Below are 26254 nucleotides of genomic sequence, written 5' to 3'. Positions count from 1 at the left end.
CATGAGCACTCCCGCATTGATCCTGCAGGGACTGGGGAAGAGTTTCGGTGACGTGCGCGCCCTGCACGATGTAGACGTCACCGTCGAAGCGGGCACCGTCCACTGCGTGCTCGGCGAGAACGGCGCGGGCAAGTCGACGCTGTGCAATCTGGTGTTCGGCGGCTACCGGCCCGACACGGGCCGGATGCTGCTGGGCGGCAGCGAGTTCCGGCCCGACTCCCCCGCGGCGGCGATGGCCGCCGGTGTCGCCATGGTGCACCAGCATTTCAGCCTGGTCACCACGATGACCGTCGCGGAGAACCTGCTGCTCACCCAGCACGGCCTCCGGATGCGCCGCAAGCAGCTCACCGACCGGCTCGACGAGATCGCGCAGCGGTACCGCCTGCGTGTCGATCTCGACCAGCGGGTCGCGACGATGCCGGTCGGGGCGCGGCAGAAGGTCGAGATCGTCAAGGCGCTGCTGCGCGATCCGTCGCTGATCCTGCTCGACGAACCGACGGGCGTGCTCGATCCGGCCGAGATCGACGCGCTGATCGACACCTGCCGCGCCGTCGCCGCCGACGGCACCGCGGTGGTGCTGGTGACGCACAAGCTGGGCGAGGTGGCCAGGGTCGCCGACGCCGCGACCGTGCTGCGCCGCGGCACGGTCGCTGGCGGCGGGCGGATGTCGACCACCAGCATCGCCGAGCTGCTCACCGCGATGGTCGGTCGCACGGCCGCCGATCTCGATCCGACCGTGGCCGCCACGCTCGGCATCGACACCGCGGCGGCGAAACCCACTGCCAAGCAGAGCAATTCGGCCGCCCTCGACGCGACCACCCCGGTGTTGTCGGTCGAGGGTCTGTGCGCCGAGCGCGACGACGGCAGCACCGCGCTCGACGAGGTGCGCCTGGCGGTCCGCCCCGGCGAGATCGTCGGCATCGCCGGGGTGGAGGGCAACGGCCAGAGCGAACTGATCGCGGTTCTCGCGGGTGGTGCTCCGGCCACCGGCGGCACCGTCACCCTCGACGGCACCGACATCACTGCCGCGCGGCCCGCCACCCGCACCGAGCTGGGCCTCGGCATCGTCCCCGAGGACCGGCATCGCGACGGGATGGTCGCCGACATGACCATCGCCGAGAACCTCTTCCTCGGTCGGCTCGGCCGGTTCCGCCGCTTCGGGCTGCTGGACCGACGGGCGATCGGTCGCGCCGCCCAGGCCGAACTCGACCGGTTCGACGTGCGCGCGACGGGGCCGTGGGTGCGGATGGGCTCGCTCTCGGGCGGTAATCAGCAGAAGGTGGTGCTGGCCCGCGAACTGTCCGCCACGAACCTGCGCTGCCTCGTCGCGGGCCAGCCGACCCGTGGGTTGGACATCGGCGCGGTCGATTTCGTACTGACCCAGTTGCGCCGCGCCGCCGCCGAGGGCCGCGGAGTGCTGGTGGTCTCGAGCGAGGTCCCCGAGCTGCTCGCCCTGTGCGACCGGGTGTTCGTCGCCTACCGTGGTGCGCTCACCGGTCCGGTCGAGACGTCCGATCCCACTGCCGCACAACAGATCAGCGAACTGATGATGGGAGTCGCGGCATGAGCACACCACCTCGGGAACAGACCGTGGCCGACTCGAGCCCCCGCCGCTGGGAGCAGGCCGTACGGAGCACCACGGCAGCCTTGCGTGGAACCGGTCAGCGGCCGATCGGCTTGCGTCAGTGCGCGCATCACCCGCTCGTCGTCGCGGTGGCGGCGATGGTCGCCGCCGGTCTGATCGGGCTGATCCTGGCCGCCGTCGCCGGCGCCGCCCCCGCTGCCGCGATGAATGCCCTGTGGGAGGGCATGTTCGGCAGCAACTACGCCATCGGCGCCTCGCTCAATGTCGCGGCCACCCTCATGCTGGTGGCCGTCGGCTTCACCATCGCGCACCGCGCCGGACTGGTGAATGTCGGTGGCGAGGGCCAGATCTGCGCGGGCGCCATCGCCGCCACTGCCGTCGGCACCACCTTCACCGGCGCGCCCGCCGCCATCACGCTGCCCGCCGTGCTGATCGCGGCCGCGGCCGCGGGCTGGTCGTGGGCGGCGATCGCGGCGTACCTGCGGGTCCGGCGCGGTACCAGCGAGATCATCACCACGCTGCTGCTCAACTTCGTCGGTCTGGCGCTGGTGCTGCTCGTCGTGCACGAGCCCGCGCTGCTGCGTCAGCCGGTGACCTCCTCGGAGACCCTGCCGCAGTCCGCGCCGCTGACCCCGGCCGCGCATCTGCCCCTGTTGGGCATCGAACGCTCCCCCGCCACCATCGCCCTCTGGATCGCGCTGCTGGCCGCGTTCGCCACCGCGATCCTGGTGCGGCGCACCGCGCTCGGCACCCGGCTGCGCGCGGTCGGGCTCAATCCCGATGCCGCCGCCCGGCTCGGGCTGCCCGTGCAGCGGCTGCGTTTCCTCAGCCTGTCCAGCGCGGGCGCGTTCTCCGGCGTGGCGGGCGGTCTGCTCGTGGCCTCGGCGCCGTTCGTGCTGGCCGAGGGCCTGTCCTCCGGGTACGGCTTCTCCGGTCTCGTCGTCGGCCTGCTGGCACGTGGCTCACTGGCCGCGGTGGTCGCGGTCTCGCTGCTGCTCGGATTCCTGGTCTCCGGCGGAATCAATCTCCAGCTGGCGGCGGGAGTGCCTGCCTCGACCGTCTCGGTCGTGGAGTCGCTGATGATCGTGTTCATCGCGGGCGCCGCGCTCTGGACCAGAACCATTCGCAAGTCCGAACCCGCTGCACCGCAGCCGGTTTCCCCCGTCGAATCCCCCGACACCACCGACCTGGCAGGAGCGCCGCGATGAGCCTCGACACGGTCACCGACATCGCCACCAGCGGGATCGGTTTCACCCTGCCCATCCTCGTGGCCGCCAGCGGCGAACTGGTCAGCGAACGCGCCGGTGTGCTCAATCTGAGCCTCGAGGCGATGATGCTGACCGGCGCGTTCGCGGGGGTGCTCGGCGCCGTCACCACCGGGTCACCGGTGCTCGGCGCCATCACCGCCGTCACCGCGGCGCTGATCTTCGGTGTGCTCCAGTCGATCTGGAGCATCGGGCTGCGCGCCAACCAGATCGTCGTCGGTATCGCCAGCAACGCACTCGCCCTCGGTGCCACCACCTACGGCGCGCGGCTGCTGCTCGCCGATGGCAAGGGACACAGCGTTCCCGGTTTCGATCCGCTGGAAATCCCGCTGCTGCACCGGATTCCGATCGTCGGTCCCGCCCTGTTCGGACAGACCACGCTCGGCTACCTGTGCATCGCGGTCGTCGCCGCCCTGGCGTTCGTGTTCGCCCGCCGCACCAAACTGGGCCTGGTGATCGACGCGGTCGGCGAGGACGCCGTCGCCGCCGATCGCACCGGTCTGTCCGTGCGCGCGGTCCGCTACGGCTGTGTGCTGCTGGCCGCGTTCGCCGCGGGCCTCGGCGGTGCGCAGCTGGCGCTGTCGGAGGTGCATTCGTTCAGCGACAACATGACCGGCGGCATCGGCTATCTGGCGGTGGTCGCGGTGATCGCGGGCCGCTGGCGCGCGCTCGGCGTGATCTGGGCGTCGGTGTTCTTCGGCATCGCCCAGGCGCTGCAGTTCGCGCTGCCCGCGCTCGGCGTGAGCGTGCCGTTCGCGCTGCTGGTGATGCTGCCCTATCTGATCGCGATCGTCGCCGTCAGCGGCCTGGTCGGCAACAGCCGCTCGCCGCGCGACCTGACCGTCGCCTTCGCCCGCACGTCCTGACCTGTCCCCGCTTTCTCGAGGAGCCGACGTTGACTCTGATCCTGTCGCATTCCGATGTGGCCGCCGTGCTCGATCGCGGCGAGGTGCTCGCCGCGGTCGAACGCGCGCACGCCGACCTCGCGCTCGGCACCGCGCTCGTGCCCGCGCCACCGGCGATGACGCTCGGCGACGCGGCGTTCGTGCCGATGGTCGCCGCCGCCGAATCCGCGGGCGCCGCTGCCGTGAAACTGCTCGCCGACCTGCCCGGCAACCGGGCGCGCGGGCTGCCGGTGCAGCGGTCGGTGATCGTGGTGACCTCGGCGGCCGACGGTGGCTGCGAGGCGCTCATCGACGGCCGCATGGTCACCGCCGTGCGCACCGCGGCCGCCAGTGCGGTCGCCACGAAACACCTTGCCCGGCAGGACAGTTCGGTCCTCGGGCTGATCGGCGCCGGTGGTCTCGCCGTCGAACACACCCGCGCCATCGCGCAGGTCCGGAAGCTCGAGACGGTGTTCGTCTGGTCGCGCACGGCCGCCACGATCGAGTCGTTTCGGGCCGCGATCGCCGATCTCGGTCTCGAGGTGCGCGCGCTCGACTCACCCGAGGCGGTCACCCGGGCGGCGGACGTGCTCTGCACGCTGACCCCCTCGCGCACACCGATCGTGCACGGCGCCTGGTTCGGCCCCGGTCTGCACGTCAACGCGGTCGGCGCCCCGCCACGGGCCGATCATCGCGAGGTCGACGGTGAGGCCATGCGCCGCGCCACCGTGGTCGTAGACTCGATCGGTACCACGCTCGCCAAGTCCGGTGACACGTTGCTGGCCATCGCCGAGGGCGCGATCACCGAGACGGCGGTGGGCACCGAACTGGGTGAGGTGATCGTCGGCCGCACGCCCGGCCGCACCGGCGCCGGTGACATCACCCTGTTCAATTCGGTCGGGATCGGCCTGCAGGACCTGGCCGCCGCCCGCCTGCTCATCGACAAGGCTCGCGCCAACGGCATCGGAACGGAAGTGGACCTGAGCTCATGACCGCACTCACCGAGATCGACAGCACCCACCTGCGCCGCGCGATCACCCTCGCCGGACAGGCCGCCGCACGCGGTGACCGCCCGTTCGGCGCGGTGGCCGTCGACAGCTCAGGCCATGTCATCGCCGAGGGCGAGAACGCGGTGAGCACCAGCGGCGACGTGACGACCCATGCCGAACTCGCCGCGATCACCGCCGCCACCGCGGCAGGCCGCGCCGAGTCCCTGCGTGGCGCGACCGTCTACGCCAGCGGCGAACCGTGCCCGATGTGCGCGGCGGCGATGGTGTGGGCCCAGGTGGGTCGCATCGTCTTCGCCGCCGAGGCGGCCGAGTTCGGGCAGATCCTGCCGGGTGGGCCGAGATTCGTGCTCACCTGCGCCGAACTCGTCGCCACGTCGAACGTTCCCGTCGAGGTCAGCGGGCCGCATCTGGGTGAAGAAGCCCTCGCGGTCTTCCGCGCCGCCGCGGCGGGCTGACGCCGGTGCCGGTCGCCGCGCGGCGACCGGCACCACTCACTTCACCGGCACAGGCTCCTCCAGTTCGCCCAGCTCGCGCTGTTCCTCGATCGCCTCCGGCGTGCCAGGGACCTGCGTGCCACGCAGCGACATGCCCTTGGTCTCGATGAGGAAGTAGGCCGCGATCAAGCCGATCAGGCAGGCGCCGAACATGTAATAGGCGGGGATCAGCTGGTCGCCGGTCGCCTCGATCAGCGTCTGGTTGATCACCGGCGCGGTGCCGCCGAACAGCGAGGTGGCCACGTTGTAGCCGATCGCGACGCCGGCGAAGCGCACGATCGTCGGGAACATGGCGGGGAAGGTCGCCGAGATGGTCGCCAACTGTGGCGCGTAGAGCAGGCCGAGGATGGCGAAGCCGACGATCGCGCCGGTCAGCGAGGTGCCGATCAGCTTGTAGATCGGGATCACCATGATCATCAGCGCCGCGCACGAGAACAACCACATCGGTCTGCGCCCCACCCGGTCGGAGAGCGCACCCAGGAACGGCAGCGTCAGCAGCATGGCGATCTGACCGATCAGCGGCACGAGCAGCGCGTCGGACTCCTCCATGCCGAGCGTGGTGCCCAGATAGGTCGGGGTATAGCTGAGCAGCGAATAATTCACCACGTTCAAGGCGATCACCAGGCCGAACAGCGTCAGCACCGGGCGCAGGTATTTCGTCACCAGATCGCGGTAGACGCCGACGGTTTCCTCGGTGGCGTCGTTGCGTTCCACCTCGCGGAAAACCGGGGTGTCCTCGACGCGGCTGCGCAGATACATACCGATCAAACCCAGCGGCCCGGCGATCAGGAACGGAATGCGCCAGCCCCAGGAATGCATCGACGATTCGTCGAGCACATTCACCAGCAGCAGCGCGGTCAGATTACCGAGCGTGAATCCGGCCAGCGTGCCGACTTCCAGGAAACTGCCATAGAATCCGCGCTTGCGGTCGGGCGCGTATTCGGCCATGAAGGTCGCGGCGCCACCGTACTCACCGCCCGCGGACAGGCCCTGGACCATGCGCAGCAGGTAGAGCAGGATCGGCGCGGCGATCCCGATGGTCTCGTAGCTGGGGATCAAGCCGACGACCATCGTCGAACCGGCCATCAGGATGATGGTCATCGCGAGGACGCGTTTGCGTCCGATCCGGTCGCCGAGTGGCCCCCAGATCATGCCGCCGATCGGCCGGATGAGGAACGACACGGCGAATCCGAGGAGAACGTAGACAACGCTCGATCCCTCGCCGTTTCCGGGGAACAGCGATACGGCGATATAGGTCGCCAGATAGGCGTAGACGCCGTAGTCGAACCATTCGACCGCATTGCCGATCGCCGATGCACCGATGGCCCGATGCAGCACCGATTTCGATTCCTGTGACATCCACAAAACCTCTCGTCGTCGCCTATCCGGGCTACCCGGGCCGATCAGCGAACAAACGTGTCGCGGGTGCGAAGAACATCACTCATACCCCCTACACTGCGGAAATGGTGCTGCGACACGGGGTATATCTGCCGCCGTTCGGCGAACTCGCCGATCCGCGGGTGCTGGCCGAGATCGCCGCCGAGGCCGAAGCGGCGGGCTTCGACGGGGTATTCGTCTGGGACCACGTGGCCCGCCCACACGACGAGGGACTGGCGGTCGGGGACGCCTGGATCGGGATGGCCGCGATCGCCGCCGCGACGAGCCGGGTGGTGTTCGGACCGCGGATCACCCCGCTGTCGCGTCGACGGCCCCAGGATGTGGCGCGCGAGTCGGTCGCGCTGGATCTGCTCAGCGGCGGCCGACTGATACTCGGGGTCGGTCTCGGCTCGGAGGCGACCGGCGAGTTCTCCCGGCTCGGCGAGGTCACCGCGCCACGCGAGCGAGCGCACCGGCTCGACGAGGCGCTGACGGTGCTCACCGCGCTCTGGTCGGGCGAGGTCGTACATCACGACGGGCCCGCCTTCCGGGTGGACGGGTTGCAGTTCCTGCCCCGGCCCGTACAACGGCCGCGCATCCCGATCTGGCTCGCCGCCCAGTCGGTGCGCCAGGCCCCACTGCGCCGGGCCGCCCGCTACGACGGCCTGTGCCCGGAGGCCACCCCCGGCGAACTAGTCGACATGCTGGCCATCGTCGCCGAGCACCGCGGCGACCTGACCGGCTTCGAGGTGGCGATCGCCGCGAGCACCGACCGCGACGCCTACGAGCGAGCGGGTGCCACCTGGTGGCTGGCCGAACTCCCCAAGATCATCTCCCGCTCCGACGCGCTGGCCCTGGTCCGGCGCGGCCCCCGCTAGCCGCGACATGGACAGGTGATCACCAGGCACTGGTGGCGGCCGGCTCTCGGTCGATACTCGCCTGAGCGCCTGGTGATCAACCGCCCAACTTGCGCGATGGTGCACCGAGGCCGCGAGTAGGGGCGCTGCCACCGCCCGGGCGGCGATTCAGGCGAGTGCCGCCAGTTTGCGGGCCAGTACCGCCCGCTCGCGTTCGTTGCCGCACAGGCGGATGGCCTCGGTCAGTTCCGCGCGCGCCTCGGCGGTCCGGCCCAGCCGGGTGAACAGTTCGCCGCGCACGCTCGGGAGCAGGTGTGACGACGACAGGGTGCCCGCGGCGACCAGCTCGTCGACGATCGGCAGCGCGGCGGCGGGACCATTGGCCATCGACACCGCGACCGCCCGGTTCAGCTCGACCACCGGCGAGGGCGCCAACCGGCCGAGCGCCTCGTAGAGCACCACCACCCGCTCCCAGTTCGTCTCCGCCACCGAGGGCGCGATCGCGTGGCATTCGGCGATCGCGGCCTGGAGGCCGTAGGCGCCCAGCCCGCGACCGACCTGTCCGGCCTTGGCCAGCGCGGCACGACCACGCCGGATCGCCGAGCGGTCCCAGCGGCGGCGGTCCTGCTGTTCGAGCAGCACGGGCTCACCGTCGGGTCCGGTGCGGGCCGGGAATCGTGCCGCGGTCAACTCCAGCAGCGCGAGCAGGCCGAACACTTCGGGTTCGGTGGGCATCAGCCGGGACAGCACGCGCGCGAGGCGCTGGGCCTCCCCGGCCAGGTCGAAGCGGATCAGATCACCGCCCGTGCTGGCCGACGACCCTTCGGTGAAGATCAGGTAGATGACGCCGAGCACCGAGCCGAGCCGAGAACCGCGTTCGGCGGCGGGCGGCACCTCGAAAGCGACCTGCGCCGCGCCCAGCGTCTTCTTCGCCCGGGTGATCCGTGCCTGCACGGTCGCGGTCGGCACCAGGCACGCCTTGGCGATCTCGTCGCTGGTGAGACCACCGACCACCCGCAGGGTCAGTGCCAGTCTGGCCTCCCGCGACAGCACCGGGTGACACGAGATGAACATCAGCGCGAGCACGTCGTCGTCGATCTGATCCGGATCCCACAGGACCTCCGCCGCCGCGCGCACCGGGTCGGCGCCCGCGCCGCCGGTGAGTACGCCGCCCTCGCCGAGGTCGTTGGCGAGGGCGGCGTACCGGTCGTCGAGGGCGGCGCGGCGCCGGAACGCGTCGATCGCGCGGCGCCGCCCGACGGTGAGCAACCACCCGGCCGGATGCCGTGGCACGCCCTCGCGCGGCCAGGTCACCAGTGCCTCGGCCAGCGCCTCCTGGGCGAGATCCTCGGCCATCGCGAAATCGCCGGTGTAGCGGGCGAGGGCGCCGACGATCCTGGCCGATTCGATGCGCCAGACGGCGGCGACGGCCTCGCGGCCGGTGTGGTCGCTCATCGTGGTTCAGAGCTGGCCGGTGGCCTCACGCCAGGCGCGTTCCTTCTGGATCCAGATGTTGTCCTGCGGGAACTCGTCGATGCTGCTGACCCGGCGGATCTCGGTCTTGGTGCCGGGGCCGCCGTAGGGCAGCCGCTTGGCCCACTCGATCGCCTCCTCCTTGGAGGCCACGTTGAGGATGTAGTAGCCGCCGAACAGTTCCTTGGTCTCTCCGTAAGGTCCGTCGGTGATGACCGGGGTCTCCGACGAGTAGTCGACGACCACGCCCTCGGCCGGGTCCTCCAGTCCTTCGGCGGCGACCAGCACGCCGGCGTTGATCAGCTCGTCGTTGAACTTGCCCATGGTCTCGAGCATCTCGTCGAAGTTCACCTCGCCCATCGCGGCGTAGGCTTCGTCGGTCGCGCGCATGATCAGCATGTACTTCATGGTGTTGTCTCCTCGGATCGGTGCGGATCCGCCTGCCGGATCCTGCTGTCATCCCTAGGTCGAACGGGCATCAGCGCGGATCGACACCCGATCGAAATTTCTTTTCGCGAGTTTCCGGCAGCCTACGACGCGGTGCGGTGTGGTGTCCGGAAGGTGAGCGCGGATGCGCGATCCGGCTGCCAGGGCACCGTCGGCGTGATACATGTCGAAGGGATCTGGCACGCCTCCCGTGCGCAGACATCGACAAAGGAGTCACCGGTGAGCGCAGTTCTCGTCGAGCAACGCGAGCATGTGCTCGTCATCGTCATCGATCGGCCGCAGGCCATGAACGCGGTCGATGCCGAGGTCAGCACGGGCGTCGGCGAGGCACTGGAGCGGGCCGAGGCCGATCCGCAGATCCGGGCCGTGGTGCTCACCGGCGCCGGAGAACGCGCGTTCTGCGCGGGCGCGGATCTGAAGGCGCTCGGCCGCGGCGAGTCGATTCTCGCTGCCGGACACGAGAACTGGGGCCTGGCCGGCTACGTGCGCCACCCGATCTCCAAGCCGACAATCGCCGCGGTGAACGGCTTCGCCCTCGGCGGCGGCACCGAACTCGTCCTGGCCAGCGACCTCGCCGTCGCCGCCGACACCGCCACCTTCGGCCTCCCCGAGGTCGCCCGCGGCCTCTTCGCCGCAGCAGGCGGCGCCTTCCGCCTCCCCGAACAACTCCCCCGCAAGATCGCCATGGAAATGATCCTCACCGGCGACCCCATCACCGCCCCTCGCGCCCTGGAACTCGGCCTGATCAACCGCGTCGTCCCCGCCGCCGACGTCCTCGACGCCGCCCTCGCCCTCGCCACCCGCATCGCCGAAAACGCCCCCCTCGCAGTCCAAGCCAGCAAACGCGTAGCCCTCGGCATCATCGACGGCACCCTCGCCGACGACGCCTCCTGGAACCACACCAACCACGAAATCGCCACCCTCGCCCTGACCGAAGACGTCCGCGAAGGCACCCTCGCCTTCGCCCAGAAACGCAAACCCACCTGGCAGGCCCGCTGACCGTGCCCCAGAACTTCGCCCCCGGATCCACCGTGCTCCGCCGCGAAGTTCTGCACGGCCAGGTCTGGCTGACGATGCCCGTCCAGGTCATCGCCGACGACGATGTCCTGGCGATCTGGTTCGACGACTCCTGGTGGCTACCGAGGTGGCGGCATTGGACGCCACCGAAGCTCAACACCCTCGGGCATCTGACAGAGGAGCCACCGAGGAGCGATCCTGGTACGTCCGGACCTAGACAAGAGGACGACCATGGACGTGATCGTCGACGACCCGACTCGCGTGACTCAGGTCTTCATCGGTCAGGTCCAGTTCGGTGAACAACTGATCGACATCGTTGTAGGACGGCCACTCCGTACGGTCGGGCAAATCCGTCGTGCCTTTCCTCCGTTCATCCGCTGCCGCTGCGAGACCCTTGATGTGGGGCCAGGATATCCGTGCTGACTGGCTACGATCGCCGGATGCGCACCCACTCCTCACGGATTCTGATTCTGGGCGCTTCCGGGTTCGTCGGGAGTGCGTTGCAGGCGCAATTGGGTGTACAGAATCAGGTCGTCGGGGCGAGCCGGGGTGGGCTCGTACGGGTGGACCTCCGGGACGGAACGGCAGTTCACGAGCTGGTGGGGCGGGGCTTCGATCTGGTGATTCATACCGCTGGAGTCGTGGATCTTGCTGCCGCGCAGCGTGATCCAGCAGCCGCACACGCAGCGAATGTGACCCCGATGGGGCGATTGCTCGATGCCGTGGAGGAGACCGGGGCGAAGCTCGTGTATCTGTCGACCGACAATGTCTTCGACGGGAGCCGCGAGTTCTACGACGAGACCGCTGCGCGGGCGCCGATCAATGTCTATGGGCGGACCAAGGTTGCGGCGGAGGACTTGGTGTTGGCGCGCGATCGGCATCTGGTTGTGCGGCTTCCGCTCGTCTATGGGCGGAGTCCGGGGTCGGACAAGTTTCTCGCTCGGTTCGCCACGACCGAGATCGAGGCGCGCACCGATATCGTGTGCAATCCGCTGTATCTGCCCAGTCTGGCCGGGATGCTCGAGCAGCTGTTCGAGATGTCGGGCGTGGTACATGTCGGGGGCGCCGAGACGCTGAGCCGGTACGAGTTGATGACGCGGGTGCGTGATCGGCTCGGCGCACCCGCGCGCGTCGTCGCGGTGGACGCGGGCACGATCGTCGAGGACTGTCCGCGCCCACGGCGACTCGTGTTGCGCAGCGTCCGGCACACGCTCACCGGACCCGAGGTGGACACCGCCCTCGACGATCTCACCGGGGCTGGGCGCTGATCGCCGTCCCCATCCAGCGGCGCAGGTAGCCGCGGAGTTTCTCGTCGTCGCGGGGCGGATCACCGGGCGAGAGGAAGAACGACTGCATGGTGCGCAGCGCGTATTCGACGAGTTCGCGCAGGGCGGGTTCGTCGTAGCCGTGGGCGGCCCAGTCGACGTCGAAGCGGCGGATCATCGTCATGCCGAAGGCCTGGGCCTCGTCGGAGGTGAGGCTGTCGGTGTGGGCGTTGGAGTAGGAACTCGACAGCATGATGCCCAGGTGGGGGGTGCGACGGACCTCGGCGAGGGTGTAGACGATGGCTTCGATCATGGCGGTGGCCGGATCACGCAGGCCGGTGACGTGCGCGGTCAGGCGGTCGAGGAAGCCGTCGACCGAGGCGATGGCGGCCGCGGTCATCAGCGCGTCGGCGCTCGGGAAGTACCGGTAGACCGTCTGGCGGATCACGCCGAGTGATTCGGCGACGTCGGCGATGCTGATCTCCGCACCGGTCCGGCCGATGAGTTCGACTGCGGCGGCGATGATTCGGCGCGATGCCTCCGCATCATCCGCCGGTGGACTCCCACCCCAGCCACGTCGTCGCGCCACCGGGTGGACGCTAGCACAAGCGCAGGTCACGGCGAATTCCCCGAAAGTGATCATACATACGGGTGTCCATTCGTATGATTGCCTCATCACCCGAGCGGCAGGCCGACCCGGCGCATGCCCGAACAACGAGGTACTCGACCGTGACAGATCTTCACGTCCGCAAAATGGACTTCGCGTTCTCCGACTACGACGTGCCGTTTCTGTGGAATCCGCAGAACCCGGCGTTCTCCTCGATGGCCAATGCCGTCTCGTTCCTGGCCATCGGCTTCGAGAAGATGATCGTGCAGCTGATCACGCAGGCGAAACCGCAGATCACCGACCCGGAAGTCGCCGAGGAGGCCGACGCGTTCATGCGTCAGGAGGGCCAGCACTCCACCGCGCACCGCCAGCACGTCAAGGCGCTGATCCGGCGCTACCCCGGCCTGCAGCAGACCCTCGACGCGGTGATCGGCGAGTTCGACAAGCTCACCGCGAGCACCCCGGTGAAGTACCGCCTGGCCTACACCGCCGATCTCGAGGCCACCTTCACCCCGGTGTTCAAACTGATGCTCGACAACGACGCGAGCCTGTTCGAGCCCGGCGACGACCGGGTGGCCTCGTTGTTCATCTGGCATTTCGTCGAGGAGGTCGAACATCGTTCCTCGGCGCTGATCATCTTCAACTCCGTGGTCGACAGCGAGCTGTACCGGATGCGGGTGGCGCCGTCGATCTTCCGGCACGTGATGCAGGTGATCCGGGTGGCGTGCGAGGGCTTCAACGAGCATGTGCCGCTGGAAGATCGGCAGGTCGACGCGATGTCGATGTTCGCCAGCTACCGCAATCAGCAGAAGCTGCGCCGGTGGCTGCCGTTCCTGGGCGCGCCGATCGAGAACGGAACCTCCCCGCGCGCTTTCGACGACCTCGCCCTGCGCGAACAGCTCATCGCCCTGGTCGGCATCGTGCGCAGTCAGATGCCGCGCCACAACCCCGCCCACGAGAACCTGCCCGATCTCGCCAACGAATGGTTCCAGCGCTATGACGACGGCTACGACGTAACCCGTTGGTACACCGCCGATTCCGCCCGCTCGTAGAAGGACCACCCGATGGCCGAGCTCTGCTCACCCACCTTTGCCGATCTCGCCGAACGCCTCGGCTTCTCCTGCGCCGAAGCGGGCGGACTGGTCGAGTTCCGTAATCCGGCCGACCTGGAGAACTGGACGCTGCCGGTTCTCGAACTGACCATCACCGTCGGCGCAGTGCTGGCGTTGATCTACGCGATCGTGCGCCTGCGCCGCCACGGCGATCCCACCAATCTGGTGCTGTGGTTCGGCGCCTGCGCCTACCTGTTCATCATCGAACCGCCGCTGTACTTCCCGGCCGCGTTCGGCATCGAGGAACATGTCGACACGATGTTCGCGCACAACGTGTTCACCGTGGACTTCCTCTGGGGACGGCTACCCCTCTACATCATCGCGATCTATCCGCTGATGGCGACGATGGCGTTCGGCATCGTCCGGATGCTCGGCATCTTCCGCCGCTACGGCGTGCTGGTCGGCGCCGTCTGTGTGGGATTCGTGCATCACGCCTTCTACGAGATCTTCGATCACATCGGCCCGCAGCTGCGCTGGTGGGAGTGGTCGCTGGACAATCCGATCAACCAGCCGATGTTCGACTCGGTTCCGGTCGGCAGCGTGGTGGTGTTCGCGGCGCTGTGGCCGATGTCGCTGGCGTTCTGCGTGCAGTACTTCGTCGGCAGGCACGTGGACGCGGGTACGCACTTCTCCGGGCTCGCGCTGACCTGGCGCACCGTGGTCATCGGCCTGGCCGCCTCGGTCGGTACCTTCCTGCTCCCGCTGCCCGCCACGGTGCTCGGGCTCGCCGGTGACACGGTCCGCGGGGTGGTGTATCTGCTCGAACTGGCGGTGATGGCGGTGGTCGCCACACTGGTCATGACGCGGCAGTGGCGGCAGCTGCGTGCGGGAACCGCGGACGATCCCGGCTATGTCGACCGCTTCGTCAAGATCTTCGCCTCGGTCTACCTGGTCGTGTTCGCCTTCCTCTGGCTCACCGCCCTGCCCGACTACTTCACCGCGGTCGACGGCGTGACCGGCAACGGCGACCCGATCGGCAACCTCTGGTACACCCTGGCCTGCTTCGTCGTCGCCATCCTGTCGGTCGTCGCCACCGTCACGGTGCCGCAACCGGTGGGCGCGCAGGCACCGGCGAAGGAGCCGACGGCTTAGCGGGGGTCGTTGCCGGTCGATTCGGGTTCATCCGGCGGTCGAGTCGTCGACCGCCGGTACGCGATGACCCCGATGACCAGGACGATCAGAGCTGCGATCACGAGTATCTCCATGGTCGGCGCCTACCCCGCGAGGCGCCGACCAATCACCATGCTCAGATGAGCGCCTTCTGCTTGCGAATGCGGCGGCGCACATCGCGCATCATCGAGTGGGTGCCGGCGAACCGGATGAACTTCGGGATGAACCGGTTGACGAAACCCACGAACAGGAAGAGGTGCTCGAACCGGCGCTGATCCGACTCGCTCCATTCGATCGCCATCTGCTCGCGGAAGTGCGGCGGCAGGAAACCCGCGGTCAGGAACTGCAGGAGCCCGCCCGCGAGGATCCGCAGCGACCAGTGGATCATCCGCAGGTGCACCAGATCGTCGATGTAGGCACGGAATTCGTCGTCGCACACCACGCCCTTGCACGCCTCGAGCCAGTACGCGTCGAAGTCGGCGCGGGTCTTGGGCCACATGTCGGGATGCACCTGCAGGGTGGTGCCGAAGGTGTCGGCGCCCTGGTAGAAGGCTTCCAGCTCCGCGGCGGTCATCTTGCCGTGCAGCATCTGGTGCGTGTCCTCGAAGCCGATGTAGATGGCCGCGGCCACATACATCTGCAGATTGCGGTCGAAGGCGTTGTATTTGACCTTCGATCCCGGCCGCGAGCGGACCTGGCGGTGCGCGACGTCGACCGCCTCGCGCATGGCCTTCTTGTCCTCTTCGGTACCGAGCACCGCGGTCGCGAGGTAGGCGGCGGTGGTGCGCAACCGCTTCCACGGATGCACCATCAGCGCACCGGATTCGACCTTGCTCTCCATCACCCCGGCCGCGACGCCCTGGTGCGCGAACTGCATCGCCACATTCGCCGCCGCGCCGGCGAACATCCAGAAGTCCAGCGAGTCGGCCAGTTGCGCGGGCCGCTTGCGCGGGGAGCGGTAGGTGTCGGGAATGTGGATGCGCACCCGGTCGAGAGTGAGTCCCTCGAAGGCTTGCGACGGTTCCGGGGCCCGCCCGGATCGCCACTGTGGCGCGGGACCTTCCTCGACGTAGTTCTCGCTGTTCGGGTTCCCGTACTCGGGGTCGCCCGGCTTCGTTGCCGTGGTCATGGTCATCCTTCCCAGAGGTGCCAGAACCGCACCGCTATGTTACTGCTAATTCTGATTGTCGCGGACCGGCTCACAGCCGTTCGATGATCGTCGCGTTGGCCAATCCGCCCGCCTCGCACATGGTCTGCAGCCCGTAGCGGCCACCGGTCTGTTCGAGGTGGTTGACCATGGTGGCGAGCAGGCGGGTACCCGAGGCGCCCAGCGGATGCCCGAGCGCGATCGCGCCTCCACGCGGGTTCACCCGGTCCGGATCGGCGCCCAGTTCGTGCTGCCAGACCAGCGGAACGGGTGCGAACGCCTCGTTCACCTCGAAGGTGTCGATGTCGTCGACGGTCAGCGAGACGCGCTCGAGCGCCTTGCGGGTCGCCGGGATCACGGCGGTCAGCATGAGCGTCGGGTCGTCGCCGACGACGGCGAAGGAGTGGAAGCGGGCGCGCGGGGTGAGACCCAGCTTCGCGGCCGTCGCCTCGCTCATGATCAGCGCAGCCGAGGCACCGTCGGTCAGTGGCGAGGAGTTGCCCGCGGTCACCGACCAGTCGATCTCCGAAAAGCGTTCCCGCATCACGGGATCGGTGAAGGCCGGACGCAGTCCCGCCAGGCCCGCCACGGTGGTGCCGGTCCGGATCGTCTCGTCGGCGGTGAGCTCACCGGCGGCCACGAGTTCGGCGTCGAAGCCACCCGCGGCCGCGGTGGCGGCGGCGAGGCGGTGCGAGCGCGCGGCGAACTCGTCGAGGGTCGCGCGGTCGAGCTTCCACCGGGCGGCCAGGATCTCCGCCGCGATGCCCTGGCCGATCAGGCCGTCCGGGTAGCGCGCGGCGAGCGGGGCGCGCAGGGAATCCTTGCCCTGGGTGTTGGAGAACATCGGCGCGCGGCTCATCGACTCGACACCACACGCGATGGCGATGTCGTAGGCACCGGCGAGCACGCCCTGGGCCGCGAAATGCACGGCCTGCTGGCTGGATCCGCACTGCCGGTCGACCGTGGTCGCCGGCACCGACTCGGGGAACCCCGCGGCGAGCACCGCGGTGCGGGAGATGTTGTTGGCCTGCTCGCCGCTCTGGGTGACGCAGCCGCCGATCACGTCGTCGACCAGGGCCGGATCGATCCCGGTGCGCACGACCAGTTCCGCCAGCACCCCGGCCAGCAGGGTGGCCGGATGCACGGACGACAGTCCACCACCAGCCTTGCCCCGGCCCGAGGGCGTGCGAACCACATCGACGATGACTGCGGACATCGTGTTCCTCCTGCACCATCGCCGACCCTCGGCGACTTCAGCAATAAGTTACTAATGATTCTCGCCATCGACAAGCAGCGCGCGTTTTCCCGCCGAATCTGTAGGCAATCGCCGATGTATGCGATATGTTACCGGTAATTCTCGTCACAACGGAGAGAATTACGAGTAACTTAGCCGAGGTGTCAGCTGCGGATCACCGCAAGCATGCCAGAGCCGTCCGGAGATCACGGGGAAGATCGCTGGATGTCAAGAACCCTTCCCCAAGAATGATCAGCAACATCATGCGACCGTCGACGACGCCGGCCACTCAGCCGCTTCGCCCTGGACGGTCCCCGCAGGAAGGAACGCCGGTACCGCCATGCTGCGACGGCTGGACAGGTTTCTCAGCTACGAGATGAAGGTGTCCGAGTTTCTCGGCACGCTCGTCATCCTCGGCATCCCCTACGGCCTCGTCGGGGTCGTCTGGACACTCACCCACACGAGCCATCTCGGCGATCTGCACGGTGTCGACCTGGTCGTCTCGTTCCTGGGATCGATCGTGTGCTGGCCCGTGCTCATCTTCGCGAACGTGACGATGACCTGATGATGGCACTGGTCTGGGTCATCGATCTCGTGGTGATCATCGTCAAGATCCTCGGCGGGCGCACACAGGTCAATCCGGTGCTCCGATTCGGCATGTGGCTCGCCTTTCTCTGCGTGCTCGCACTCGGCCTCGCGGCCGTCGCCGGCCTCGTCGCCCTGCTCCACCACTGGCTGAGCACGCTCTAGCCACCGAGCACCCACCCCGCAGCAAGAAAGGATCGGTGCAGCGTGACGCCGCAACCGGCCACCGAACCGTCCGAGGTCGGACGGATCATCGACAGCGCCACCGGGCTCTGGCGACGACATCCCCAGCAGTCGATCGAGACCCTGGGCAGGCAGGTCCTGCTCGGCAGGGCCGCGATCGCGGCGCTGTTCCTGTCGCTGGTGCGACGGCGATTCCCCTTCCAGGAGTTCGTCAAGCAGTGCGCGTTCATGGCCAATGTCTCGGCCCTGCCGACCGTGTTCGTGGCCATCCCGGTCGCGGTGGTGGTCTCGATCCAGGTCGGGGCGCTGGTCAACCAGGTCGGCGCCACCACCTTCATCGGCGCGGTGGCCGGACTCGGCATCATCCGCCAGGGCGCGCCGCTGGTCACCTCGCTGATGATCGCGGGCGCGGTCGGCTCGGCCATCTGCGCCGACCTCGGCTCCCGCACGATCCGTGAGGAGATCGACGCGATGAAGGTGATGGGCGTCGATCCGGTGCGGCGGCTGGTCGCCCCGCGCCTGGCCGCGGCGGTCCTGGTCAGCATGTTGCTGTGCGGGTTCATCGTGTTCGTCGGCTTCGCCACCGCGTACCTGTTCAACGTCTACGCCCAGAGCGGCACGCCGGGTTCGTTCATCAGCTCGTTCGCCTCGTTCGCCGTCGCCAACGATCTGCTGGTGGCGCTGTTCAAGGCGGCGATCTTCGGTGCGCTCACCGCGATCATCGCCTGTGACATCGGCCTGCACACCAAGGGCGGCCCGGGCGGGGTGGCCAACTCGGTCAACTCGGCGGTGGTCACCTCGGCGCTGATGCTGTTCGCCACCAACATCATCGTCACCCAGCTCTACAACAGCTTCTTCCCCTCGAAGGTGGTCTGAGATGGCGGCCGAATACATCCCGCCCACCTTGCGCCCGGTCCGCGCGATCACCACCGCGGCCAAGGTTCCCGTCCACGCCAATCAGCGCCTCGGCCACCAGGCCATCGTGTTCTTCCAGGCGCTCATCGCCATTCCGTTCACCCTGCGCCACTACCGCAAGGAGGTCGCCCGGCTGGTCGCCGATGTCGGCTGGGGCAACGGCTCACTGATCGTCGGCGGCGGCACGGTGGGCGTGGTGATCGTGCTGTGCGCCTTCGGCGGCATCACCGTGGGCGTCGAGTCCTATACGGCGCTGAATCTGCTGACCATGGGTCCGCTGACCGGTGCCATCTCCGGCTTCGCCACCACCCGCGAGATCGCGCCGATCCTCGGCACGCTCGCCTTCGCCATCCAGTCCGGCTGCCGCTTCACCGCCCAGCTCGGCTCGATGCGGATCTCCGAGGAGATCGACGCGCTGGAATCCATCGCCATCCGGCCGCTGCCCTACCTGGTCACCACCCGGATGATCGCCGCCACCATCACCATCATCCCGCTCTACACCCTGGGGCTGGCGGTGGCCTATGTGGCGACCAAGCTGTCGGTGCTGTTCCTCGGCGGAACCACCGCGGGCACCTACGACCACTACTTCTTCCAGTTCCTGGTGGGCGGTGACGTGTTCTTCTCGCTGTTCAAAGTGGTGGTGTTCGTGCTGATCGCCGCGTTCATCCAGTGCTACTACGGCTTCGTGGCCACCGGTGGACCCGAAGGCGTCGGGGTGGCGGCCGGGCGGGCGATCAAGATGGTCATCGTCGTCATGGTCTTCACCAATCTCTTTCTCACCCTTGCTATCTGGGGCATCGACCCCGGATTCCGGATCTCGGGATAGGTCGATCGAATGATTCTCGATCTCAGCGGCCGCGGCCCCAAACCCCTGCAGCTCACGCTCGCGGGGCTGGCGGTGATCACCGCGTTCGCGGTCGCGCTGTATCTGCTCGCCCTGCGCTACAACGGCGCGTTCGAGGACACCGTGGTGGTCGGCGCGGACCTGACCAGCACCGGCGACGGGCTACCCCAGCGCGCCGACGTGAAGTACCGCGGCATGGTCGTGGGCGCGGTCGGTTCGGTGGAGATGGTGGCCAAGGGTGAACGCCAGTACGCCACCTTCGAACTGAAACCCGGTCTGGCCGCGACGATCCCGGACACGGTGACCGCTCGTGTCGTTCCCGACAATATCTTCGGCGTCTCCTCCATCCAGCTGGTCGACAACGGCGCCGCCGCCTCGACCCTGCGCGCGGGTGCTGTCATCGCCGAGGACACCAGCGAGGCGACCGTCCAGTTGCAGTCCACCCTCAACACCCTGCGTGACGTGCTGGCCAACATCCAGCCGGAGAAGCTCGGCCGGGTGCTGGCCACCCTGTCGGCCGCGCTAGAGCCCAGTGCCCGGGTCCCGGGGTCGACCGTCGAACGGCTCGACCAGTGGCTCACCACCGTGCACCGGATTCCCGAGATCGGCGATCTGCTCGGCGATCTCGGCCGCGCGGCGACCGCACTGAGTCAGTCGGCGCCGGAGCTGGTCGGTGTGCTCGCCGATTCGGTCACCTCGGCCCGCACGCTCAACGAGCATCGCGCCCAGCTCGTCGACCTGCTCGTCCAGGGCGGCGCGACCGTGGACACGGTGAACGTGCTCTTCGCCGCGAACCCGGATTCGGGCAAGGAGCTCGTCGCCGGGCTGGACGGGCTGATCGGCGGCATCGCCAAGGATCCCGGCGCACTGCAGTCGACGGCGGCCAATCTCAACGAATCGCTCCGGAAACTGCAGCAGACCTTCAACTTCGGCCCGCGCAAGCAGATGACCTGGCGGATGAATGTGACCTTCACGCCGTTCCAGCAGTACACCGCCCAGGACTGCCCGCGCTACGGCGAGATGGCCGGTCCCCGCTGTGGCGGCCCGACCGTGCCCGATGTCGCACCGCCCCAGGAGTATCCGGCGTCGATGCTGCCGCAGTGGCTCGCCTCCGCCGGTCCCGCACCGGTGGCGCCGACGGTGACCCTGCCCGAACTGCCCCCGCTGCCCAACATCACTTTGCCGACGATTCCCGGCCTGCCGCCGATCCCGGGACTGCCCGCCATTCCGGGCATCACCGCACCGGCCGCGGCCCTCGATCCCGCGCCCTCCCCGGCGGCACAGCCCCAGCTCACCGGGATCGCCGCGGTGTCGGCCCTGGTCGGCGGTACGCCGACGGTCAGTCAGCTGCTGCTGCTCGGCGCGATTCTGGGCAACGTTCCCCTCGTCCTCGACACAGAAGGTGGTGTCCAGCAGTGAAATCCGGCAAAGCACTCATCGGATTCAGCTTCTTCGTCGTGCTGGCGACGGTGCTCACCTACACGATCTGGTCGACCCTGCAGCGCAGTGTCCCCGGCGAGACCACGAGCTATTCGGCGGTGTTCACCGATGTCCTCGGCCTGCGCGTCGGTGACGACGTCCGGATGGCGGGGGTGCGGGTCGGCCGGATCGACAAGATCGATTTCACCGAGAACTACGCCGCGCAGGTCGATTTCCAGATCGAGGCGCGCCAGCAGCTGACCGATTCCACCAAGGCCCTGGTGCGCTACCAGAATCTGATCGGCCAGCGCTATCTCGCGCTCGCGCCGGGCACGGGCGAGGGCGCGGTGATTCCGCCCGGTTCGCGGATTCCGCTCGACCGAACCGAGCCGTCCTTCGACGTCTCCTCGCTGCTGTCGGGGTTCGAGCCGCTGTTCAGCGTGCTGCAGCCCGATCAGATCAACTCGCTGTCGGAGACGCTCATCCAGGCGTTGCAGGGCAACGAGGTGTCGCTGTCGGCGCTGATCACCCAGGCCGCGCAGCTGGCGAGCACGTTCGGGGAGCGCGATCAGATCCTCGGCGACGTGCTGAGCAACCTGAGCTCGGTGCTGGCCGGTCTGGCCAATCGCAGCGGCGAGCTGGAGACCCTGATCACCCAGACCCGCAGCCTGATGGACGGGCTCTACGCCGAAGGAGAATCGTTGAAGAGTTCGGTCGAACGCGTGGCGGGGGCGACGGACTCGCTGGTCTCGCTCATCGGCGCGGTCAAGCCCGGTATGGCGCAGGCGCAGAGCAACGCGACCACCGCCGTGATGATGCTGCTCTACAACGGCGCGGCCCTCGATCGCATGGCCGTCGAGTTCCCCGACTTCCTCAACGGTGTCGCCCGGTTCACCCAGTACGGCACCTACGGCAACGCCTACATCTGTCGCCTGGACGTGTCGCTGTGGGGAGTTCTCCTGCCCGAGGGCCTGTTCTCGCAGGTCGGCGGCGACGCACAGTCGGGGGTGTGCCGATGATCCGGCCTCGCGTTCCAGAATTCCTGCGCCACAACCGGCATCTGCGGCTCGGACTGATCGCCGCCGCCTCGGTGCTGGTGCTGCTCGGCGCGTCGAGCGTGCTGTCGCAGGTCCGGCTGGGCGACATCACCATTCACGCCGAGTTCGCCCAGGCCGCCGGCCTGCGACCGGGCGCGACCGTCGACATCTCCGGGATCGAGGTCGGCGCGGTGCAGTCGGTGAACCTGGTCGACGACCGGGTCGAGGTGGCACTGCGCATCCGCCACGACATCCGGCTCGGCGCCGACGTGCGCGCGGCGATCAAGATGTCGACCATCCTCGGCCGCCTGCACATCGATCTGATCCCCGGAGACGGAAAAGGACTGCCCGGCAACCGGATCGGGCTCGACAACACCTCGGTGCCGTACAACCTGAGCAAGGTCATCCAGGACCCGACCTACACCTCCTCGTTCGAACGGATCGAACGCATCGACCCGGCCAAGCTGCGCACCGCGCTCGACGTGTTCAGCGAGCAACTGGGTGACTCGCCGGCCATGGCGGTGCAGGCCCTCGACAGCATCGGCGCACTGGCCCAGGTGATCAACAGCAGGCGCGACGAGGTCGACATCCTGTTGAAGAGCATGAATCAGGTCTCCCAGCTGGTCTCGGACAATCGCAACAGCGTGCTGGTGCTGCTCACCAGGGGTGAGGCCATCGGTGCCGCGGTCCAGCAGCGCCAGGCCCTGCTCACCCAGCTGCTCGACAATGTCGCCGAGATGTCGAAGCTGTTGCAGGACATGGGGATCGAGAACAACGGTGAGCTCGGACCGCTGATCGCGAACCTGAACACCATGTCCGACGGGTTGACCAAGAACAAGGAGAACCTGGACCGGCTCTACGAGATCGCGCCGGTCACCTTGCGCCAGTTCAACAATCTGCTGGGCAACGGGCCCTACGGCGAGATCTGGGCGCCGTGGATCCTGCCGGACAACTGGCTGTGCTTCGCGCAGGCCGTACAGGGGTGCAACTGATGAGAACTACGCGCACGGGAAAATTGGCGGCGGTCTGCCTGGCCGCACTGCTCGCGTCGGGCTGCGCGCTGCTGCCCGACAGCGTGACCGGCCTCGGTGACCGGATGCTGAGCGAGCGCAAACGCATCAGCGCCGACTTCGAGAACGTCGCGGGCCTGTATCCGGGCAACGAGGTCGCGATCCTCGGCGTCCCGGTCGGTGTCGTCGACTCGGTGACACCGCGCGGCAGCTACGTCGAGGTGGTGATGTCGGTCGATCGCGAGGTGCGCGTTCCCGCCGACGCCATGGCGGCGCTGATCTCCCCGCAGCTGATCACCAACCGCCACGTCGAACTCGCGCCGGCCTACACCGGCTCGGGGCCCGAACTGGCCGACGGCGCGCACCTTCCGCTGGCCCGGACCAGGACACCGGTCGAACTGGACCGGATCCTGGCCAATTTCGATCAGCTCGGCGAGGCGCTGAAGGGCGACAGCGAGGACGGTCCGATGGCGAGCCGGGTGCTGTTCCCCCTGCTCGACGGCAACGGCGACCGGCTGCGCGAAACGCTCGACGAGCTGTCGGCGGCCTTCGAGGTCACCTTCGCCAACAAGGACCAGATCGCCAACACCATCGTGAAACTCGGCGAGATCACCCAGATCATCGCCGAGAACGACCAGACCGTCCGGGATTTCAGCGGCCGCATCACCGAACTGGTTGCCCTGTTCGGCCAGCAGTCCCCCGGCCTGCAGGCGGTGCTGACCCAGCTCGACGACTTCATCACCAACACCTCCTCGGTGGTCGGCGAGAATCAGGATCAGCTCGCGGGCGCGCTCACCAAGTTCGTCGCGATCGCCGCCCAGATGCGGGCCAATGCCCGCAATCTCACCGAGATCATCGATGTCGGGCCGCTGATGTTCCAGAACTTCGACAACGCGATCAGCCGCGAACACCAGGCCCTGCGCCTGCACGGCCTGCTCGACAAGATCGTCCTCGACAGCGAGGTGATCGCGACGTTCTGCGAACGCGTGCAGATGCGCCTCGACGGGTGCCGCACCGGCAAGATCTCCGACATGGGCCCGGATTTCGGGCTCACCGCCGCGCTGTTGGGACTGACGCGATGACCCTGCGCACCACGCTGGCCGCGGCCTGCTGCGCCGCCGCGGTGGCCGCCTCCGCCAGCGGCTGCTCGATGACCGTGGCCCAGCTGCCGATGCCCGAACCCGGCATCGGCGGACCCGGCTACACCCTGCACGCCACCTTCCGGGACGCGCTCAACCTGCCCGATCGCGCGCACGTCAAGATCGGCGGCACCGATATCGGTGTGGTCACCGGCATTTCGACCACCTCGTTCCTGGCCGATGTCGAGATGCTGATCCGCACCGACATCCAGCTGCCCGAGGGCACCACCGTCGAACTGCGCCAGGCGACCCCGCTCGGCGACATCTTCGTGGCGATGACCCTGCCCAGTGCCGAGGAGGCCGGGCCGCCACTGCGGGCGGGCGCGACCATCGGCACCGAACGCACCGCCTCGGCGGCCTCGGTCGAGCAGCTGATGATGTCGGTCTCGATGCTGATCAACGGCGGCGGCCTGAACCAGGCGGCCAGGGTCACCGCCGAGCTCGACTCGATCTTCGCGGGCAAGGCACCCGAGCTCCAGCACCTGATCGGCGAGATGACCTCGGTCATCACCGCGCTCAACGCACGCACCGGCGACCTCGACGCGACCCTGTCCGGCCTGTCGGTGCTCACCGGCGAACTGGCACGGCGCAAGACCGAACTCGGTGCCGCGGCGGACAGTTTCCCGCAGCTGATCGGGCTGTTCGCCGAGAACAACCAGGCCATGGTCGACCTGATCAACAAGGTCGCGGTGACCATGGACGCGCTCGGCGACTTCAGCGCGACGAACGGTCCGCAGTTCGTCAGCCTGTTCCAGAGCATCCAGAATCTGATGTCGGGGTTCGTGCAGATGGGCGACGACCTCACCGGCACCCTCGACGGCTTCCATCAGATCTATCCCTCGGTGATGGACAGCATGCGCGGACCGAACCTCTCGGTCGGGGCGGTCCTGTCCTACCTCGATGTCGGCGCGCTCTCCGATCCGGCGGGCAGCCGCTGGCCCGACGGCACCGATGTGCCCGCCTTCGTCGGCAGTCTCGCCGACGTGATCGCCAAGGTGACCGGCCGCCTCAACAGCACACCGCAGCAGCCACCGCAGGAGGGACCCCGATGAATTCTCCGTTGTGGCAGTGGCTGGTTCGGCGCCGCGTCGCGGTGGCCAATGTCGGTCTCATCGTCGTCATGGTGCTGGGCAGTTTGTACCTGGGCGGCGCGGTCCTGCGGATCGACCCGACCAGAACGCCGTTCGCCGTCACCGTCGAGCTGGCGACCTCGGGCGGACTCACCGCGGGCAGTGATGTGACGTTCCGTGGGGTCAGGGTCGGCCGGGTCGGCGATGTGCGCGTGGCGGGCGACGGCATCGCCGCCGTGGCCGAGATCGACGAGGGCACACGGATTCCGGTCGGCGGCACGGTCACCGTCGCCCGTCTGTCGGCGGCCGGTGAGCAGTATCTGGACTTCCGGCCCGAGACCGACTCCGGGCCGTATCTGGGTCACGGTGCCGTCATCGCCCGGGCCGACACCGCGGTGCCCGTGCAGGTGCAGTCGGTGCTGGGCAATATGGCGGGGCTGGTCGGCGGCATGAACCCGGAGCGGCTCACCGTGATCGTCGACGAGCTGGACAAGGCACTGGCCGGTGGGCCGGACGGCTTGCGCAACATGATCTCCGGGCTCAGCCGCGCGATGGCCGGGCTCACCGATCTGCTCCCGCAGACCGAGCACCTGCTGCGCAATCTCCAGGTGATCGCGGAGACGACCTCGCACGCCCAGCCGGACCTCGGCACCATCACGAACGCGGGCAGCGCCCTGTTCCAGCAGTTCACGGCCGCCGACGCGGAACTGCGGCATCTGCTCGAGCAGGGGCCGGGCCAGCTGGCCACCCTCGGTGGGTTCGTCTCGCGCACCCATGATCCGATCACCGACCTGGTGACGAACTTCGTCGCGATCACCCGCGCGGCCAAACTGCGCCAGCCCGCCATCGAGCTGCTGTTCCCCAGCCTGAGCCGCTTCGCCGAGGCCGTCGGCGTTCCCGCGCACGACAACGCCTTCTACACCCTCGTCGACCCGTGGCCGCGCCCGACCTGCGACTACGACACGGTCCCGATCGTGCCGACCACCCCCACCACCGACACCAGGGTGCGGCTCTACAACTACTGCGTCACCGACAATCCCGCGCTGCAGGTCCGCGGTTCGGCCAACGCGCCACGACCCGCGGGCCCCGACAACGGTGCGGGACCGCCGCCCGGGGTGACCGGCGACGAACTGTCCCAGCCCGCGGTCCCCGCACCCCGATAAGGAGT

At 68.4% G+C, this 26254-nt stretch carries 26 protein-coding genes; 20 read left to right on the top strand and 6 right to left on the bottom strand.

Going from position 1 to position 26254, the window contains the following annotated elements; genetic code table 11:
* Position 1 precedes the first annotated feature (1 nt).
* The 5 genes from ACFVVM_RS04275 (at position 2) to ACFVVM_RS04255 (ending at position 5199) form a co-directional block, all read left to right on the top strand.
* The gene (locus tag ACFVVM_RS04275; protein WP_387612810.1) at positions 2-1567 is read left to right on the top strand and encodes an ABC transporter ATP-binding protein; all 1566 of its coding nucleotides are present in this window, start codon (positions 2-4) and stop codon (positions 1565-1567) included.
* A 155-nt stretch (positions 1568-1722) separates the two neighbouring features.
* Positions 1723-2793, top strand: a complete 1071-nt coding sequence (locus ACFVVM_RS04270) for an ABC transporter permease (RefSeq protein WP_387616746.1) — start codon at positions 1723-1725, stop codon at positions 2791-2793.
* Entirely contained in the window at positions 2790-3716 is a 927-nt protein-coding gene (locus tag ACFVVM_RS04265) for an ABC transporter permease (RefSeq protein WP_387612808.1), read from the top strand. The genes ACFVVM_RS04270 and ACFVVM_RS04265 overlap by 4 nt, the downstream gene beginning before the upstream one ends.
* Before the next feature lie 29 nt (positions 3717-3745).
* Positions 3746-4726 carry an ornithine cyclodeaminase family protein gene (locus ACFVVM_RS04260; protein ID WP_387612806.1) on the top strand — a complete coding sequence of 327 codons (981 nt, stop codon included), beginning with the start codon at positions 3746-3748 and terminating at the stop codon, positions 4724-4726.
* A complete protein-coding gene (locus tag ACFVVM_RS04255; protein WP_387612804.1) occupies positions 4723-5199 on the top strand; it encodes a nucleoside deaminase in 477 nt (158 codons plus the stop codon). Before ACFVVM_RS04260 ends, ACFVVM_RS04255 begins: the two co-directional genes overlap by 4 nt.
* 36 nt (positions 5200-5235) lie before the next feature.
* Here the strand turns inward: ACFVVM_RS04255 and ACFVVM_RS04250 are convergent, their stop codons facing one another.
* Positions 5236-6597: an MFS transporter gene (locus tag ACFVVM_RS04250; RefSeq protein WP_387612802.1), complete on the bottom strand. Its 1362-nt coding sequence runs from the start codon at positions 6595-6597 to the stop codon at positions 5236-5238.
* Between the two features lie 104 nt (positions 6598-6701).
* On the opposite strand from ACFVVM_RS04250, the gene ACFVVM_RS04245 reads away from it, so the two are divergent.
* Positions 6702-7493 carry an LLM class flavin-dependent oxidoreductase gene (locus ACFVVM_RS04245; protein ID WP_387612800.1) on the top strand — a complete coding sequence of 264 codons (792 nt, stop codon included), beginning with the start codon at positions 6702-6704 and terminating at the stop codon, positions 7491-7493.
* A gap of 147 nt (positions 7494-7640) precedes the next feature.
* Here the strand turns inward: ACFVVM_RS04245 and ACFVVM_RS04240 are convergent, their stop codons facing one another.
* The gene (locus ACFVVM_RS04240; protein ID WP_387612799.1) at positions 7641-8927 is read right to left on the bottom strand and encodes an RNA polymerase sigma factor; all 1287 of its coding nucleotides are present in this window, start codon (positions 8925-8927) and stop codon (positions 7641-7643) included.
* Between the two features lie 6 nt (positions 8928-8933).
* Positions 8934-9353, bottom strand: a complete 420-nt coding sequence (locus ACFVVM_RS04235; RefSeq protein WP_387612797.1) for a YciI family protein — start codon at positions 9351-9353, stop codon at positions 8934-8936.
* Between the two features lie 258 nt (positions 9354-9611).
* On the opposite strand from ACFVVM_RS04235, the gene ACFVVM_RS04230 reads away from it, so the two are divergent.
* The gene (locus tag ACFVVM_RS04230; protein WP_387612795.1) at positions 9612-10391 is read left to right on the top strand and encodes a crotonase/enoyl-CoA hydratase family protein; all 780 of its coding nucleotides are present in this window, start codon (positions 9612-9614) and stop codon (positions 10389-10391) included.
* A 458-nt stretch (positions 10392-10849) separates the two neighbouring features.
* Positions 10850-11677 carry an SDR family oxidoreductase gene (locus tag ACFVVM_RS04225; RefSeq protein ID WP_387612793.1) on the top strand — a complete coding sequence of 276 codons (828 nt, stop codon included), beginning with the start codon at positions 10850-10852 and terminating at the stop codon, positions 11675-11677.
* On the opposite strand, the gene ACFVVM_RS04220 is transcribed toward ACFVVM_RS04225, so the two are convergent.
* Entirely contained in the window at positions 11658-12263 is a 606-nt protein-coding gene (locus tag ACFVVM_RS04220; protein ID WP_387612792.1) for a TetR/AcrR family transcriptional regulator, read from the bottom strand. The genes ACFVVM_RS04225 and ACFVVM_RS04220 overlap by 20 nt on opposite strands.
* 140 nt (positions 12264-12403) lie before the next feature.
* Here ACFVVM_RS04220 and ACFVVM_RS04215 point away from each other — a divergent pair, with 140 nt between their 5' ends.
* On the top strand, positions 12404-13333 hold the full coding sequence (locus ACFVVM_RS04215; RefSeq protein WP_387612790.1) for a metal-dependent hydrolase: 930 nt from the start codon (positions 12404-12406) through the stop codon (positions 13331-13333).
* Between the two features lie 12 nt (positions 13334-13345).
* Positions 13346-14485, top strand: coding sequence for a hypothetical protein (locus tag ACFVVM_RS04210; protein ID WP_387612788.1), 1140 nt, complete (start codon positions 13346-13348; stop codon positions 14483-14485).
* Between the two features lie 154 nt (positions 14486-14639).
* On the opposite strand, the gene ACFVVM_RS04205 is transcribed toward ACFVVM_RS04210, so the two are convergent.
* Positions 14640-15632: an oxygenase MpaB family protein gene (locus ACFVVM_RS04205; RefSeq protein ID WP_387612787.1), complete on the bottom strand. Its 993-nt coding sequence runs from the start codon at positions 15630-15632 to the stop codon at positions 14640-14642.
* 70 nt (positions 15633-15702) lie between these two features.
* A complete protein-coding gene (locus ACFVVM_RS04200; protein ID WP_387612786.1) occupies positions 15703-16866 on the bottom strand; it encodes a thiolase family protein in 1164 nt (387 codons plus the stop codon).
* A 358-nt stretch (positions 16867-17224) separates the two neighbouring features.
* Here ACFVVM_RS04200 and ACFVVM_RS04195 point away from each other — a divergent pair, with 358 nt between their 5' ends.
* From ACFVVM_RS04195 to ACFVVM_RS04150, 10 genes are read left to right on the top strand one after another with little or no spacing between them, the layout of a single operon-like run.
* On the top strand, positions 17225-17449 hold the full coding sequence (locus tag ACFVVM_RS04195; protein WP_387612784.1) for a hypothetical protein: 225 nt from the start codon (positions 17225-17227) through the stop codon (positions 17447-17449).
* On the top strand, positions 17449-17634 hold the full coding sequence (locus ACFVVM_RS04190) for a hypothetical protein (RefSeq protein ID WP_387612783.1): 186 nt from the start codon (positions 17449-17451) through the stop codon (positions 17632-17634). Before ACFVVM_RS04195 ends, ACFVVM_RS04190 begins: the two co-directional genes overlap by 1 nt.
* A gap of 42 nt (positions 17635-17676) precedes the next feature.
* Positions 17677-18528: an MlaE family ABC transporter permease gene (locus ACFVVM_RS04185; protein ID WP_387612782.1), complete on the top strand. Its 852-nt coding sequence runs from the start codon at positions 17677-17679 to the stop codon at positions 18526-18528.
* 1 nt (position 18529) lies between these two features.
* Complete coding sequence (locus ACFVVM_RS04180) at positions 18530-19393, top strand: ABC transporter permease (protein ID WP_387612781.1); 864 nt, start codon at positions 18530-18532, stop codon at positions 19391-19393.
* A gap of 9 nt (positions 19394-19402) precedes the next feature.
* Positions 19403-20830, top strand: coding sequence for an MlaD family protein (locus ACFVVM_RS04175; RefSeq protein WP_387612780.1), 1428 nt, complete (start codon positions 19403-19405; stop codon positions 20828-20830).
* Positions 20827-21849, top strand: coding sequence for an MCE family protein (locus tag ACFVVM_RS04170; protein WP_387612778.1), 1023 nt, complete (start codon positions 20827-20829; stop codon positions 21847-21849). The genes ACFVVM_RS04175 and ACFVVM_RS04170 overlap by 4 nt, the downstream gene beginning before the upstream one ends.
* Positions 21846-22859, top strand: coding sequence for an MCE family protein (locus ACFVVM_RS04165; RefSeq protein ID WP_387612776.1), 1014 nt, complete (start codon positions 21846-21848; stop codon positions 22857-22859). The genes ACFVVM_RS04170 and ACFVVM_RS04165 overlap by 4 nt, the downstream gene beginning before the upstream one ends.
* Positions 22859-23959 (top strand): MCE family protein, encoded by a 1101-nt coding sequence (locus ACFVVM_RS04160; protein ID WP_387612775.1) that lies wholly within the window; start codon positions 22859-22861, stop codon positions 23957-23959. Before ACFVVM_RS04165 ends, ACFVVM_RS04160 begins: the two co-directional genes overlap by 1 nt.
* Positions 23956-25068: an MCE family protein gene (locus ACFVVM_RS04155; RefSeq protein ID WP_387612774.1), complete on the top strand. Its 1113-nt coding sequence runs from the start codon at positions 23956-23958 to the stop codon at positions 25066-25068. The genes ACFVVM_RS04160 and ACFVVM_RS04155 overlap by 4 nt, the downstream gene beginning before the upstream one ends.
* Positions 25065-26249 carry an MCE family protein gene (locus tag ACFVVM_RS04150; protein ID WP_387612772.1) on the top strand — a complete coding sequence of 395 codons (1185 nt, stop codon included), beginning with the start codon at positions 25065-25067 and terminating at the stop codon, positions 26247-26249. The genes ACFVVM_RS04155 and ACFVVM_RS04150 overlap by 4 nt, the downstream gene beginning before the upstream one ends.
* Positions 26250-26254 lie beyond the last annotated feature (5 nt).

Origin of the sequence: Nocardia sp. NPDC058176, from assembly GCF_042883805.1 — a bacterium.
GTDB lineage: Bacteria > Actinomycetota > Actinomycetes > Mycobacteriales > Mycobacteriaceae > Nocardia.
The sequence above is the reverse complement of the archived record's forward strand: the minus strand, read 5'-3'. Positions and strand labels throughout refer to the sequence as shown.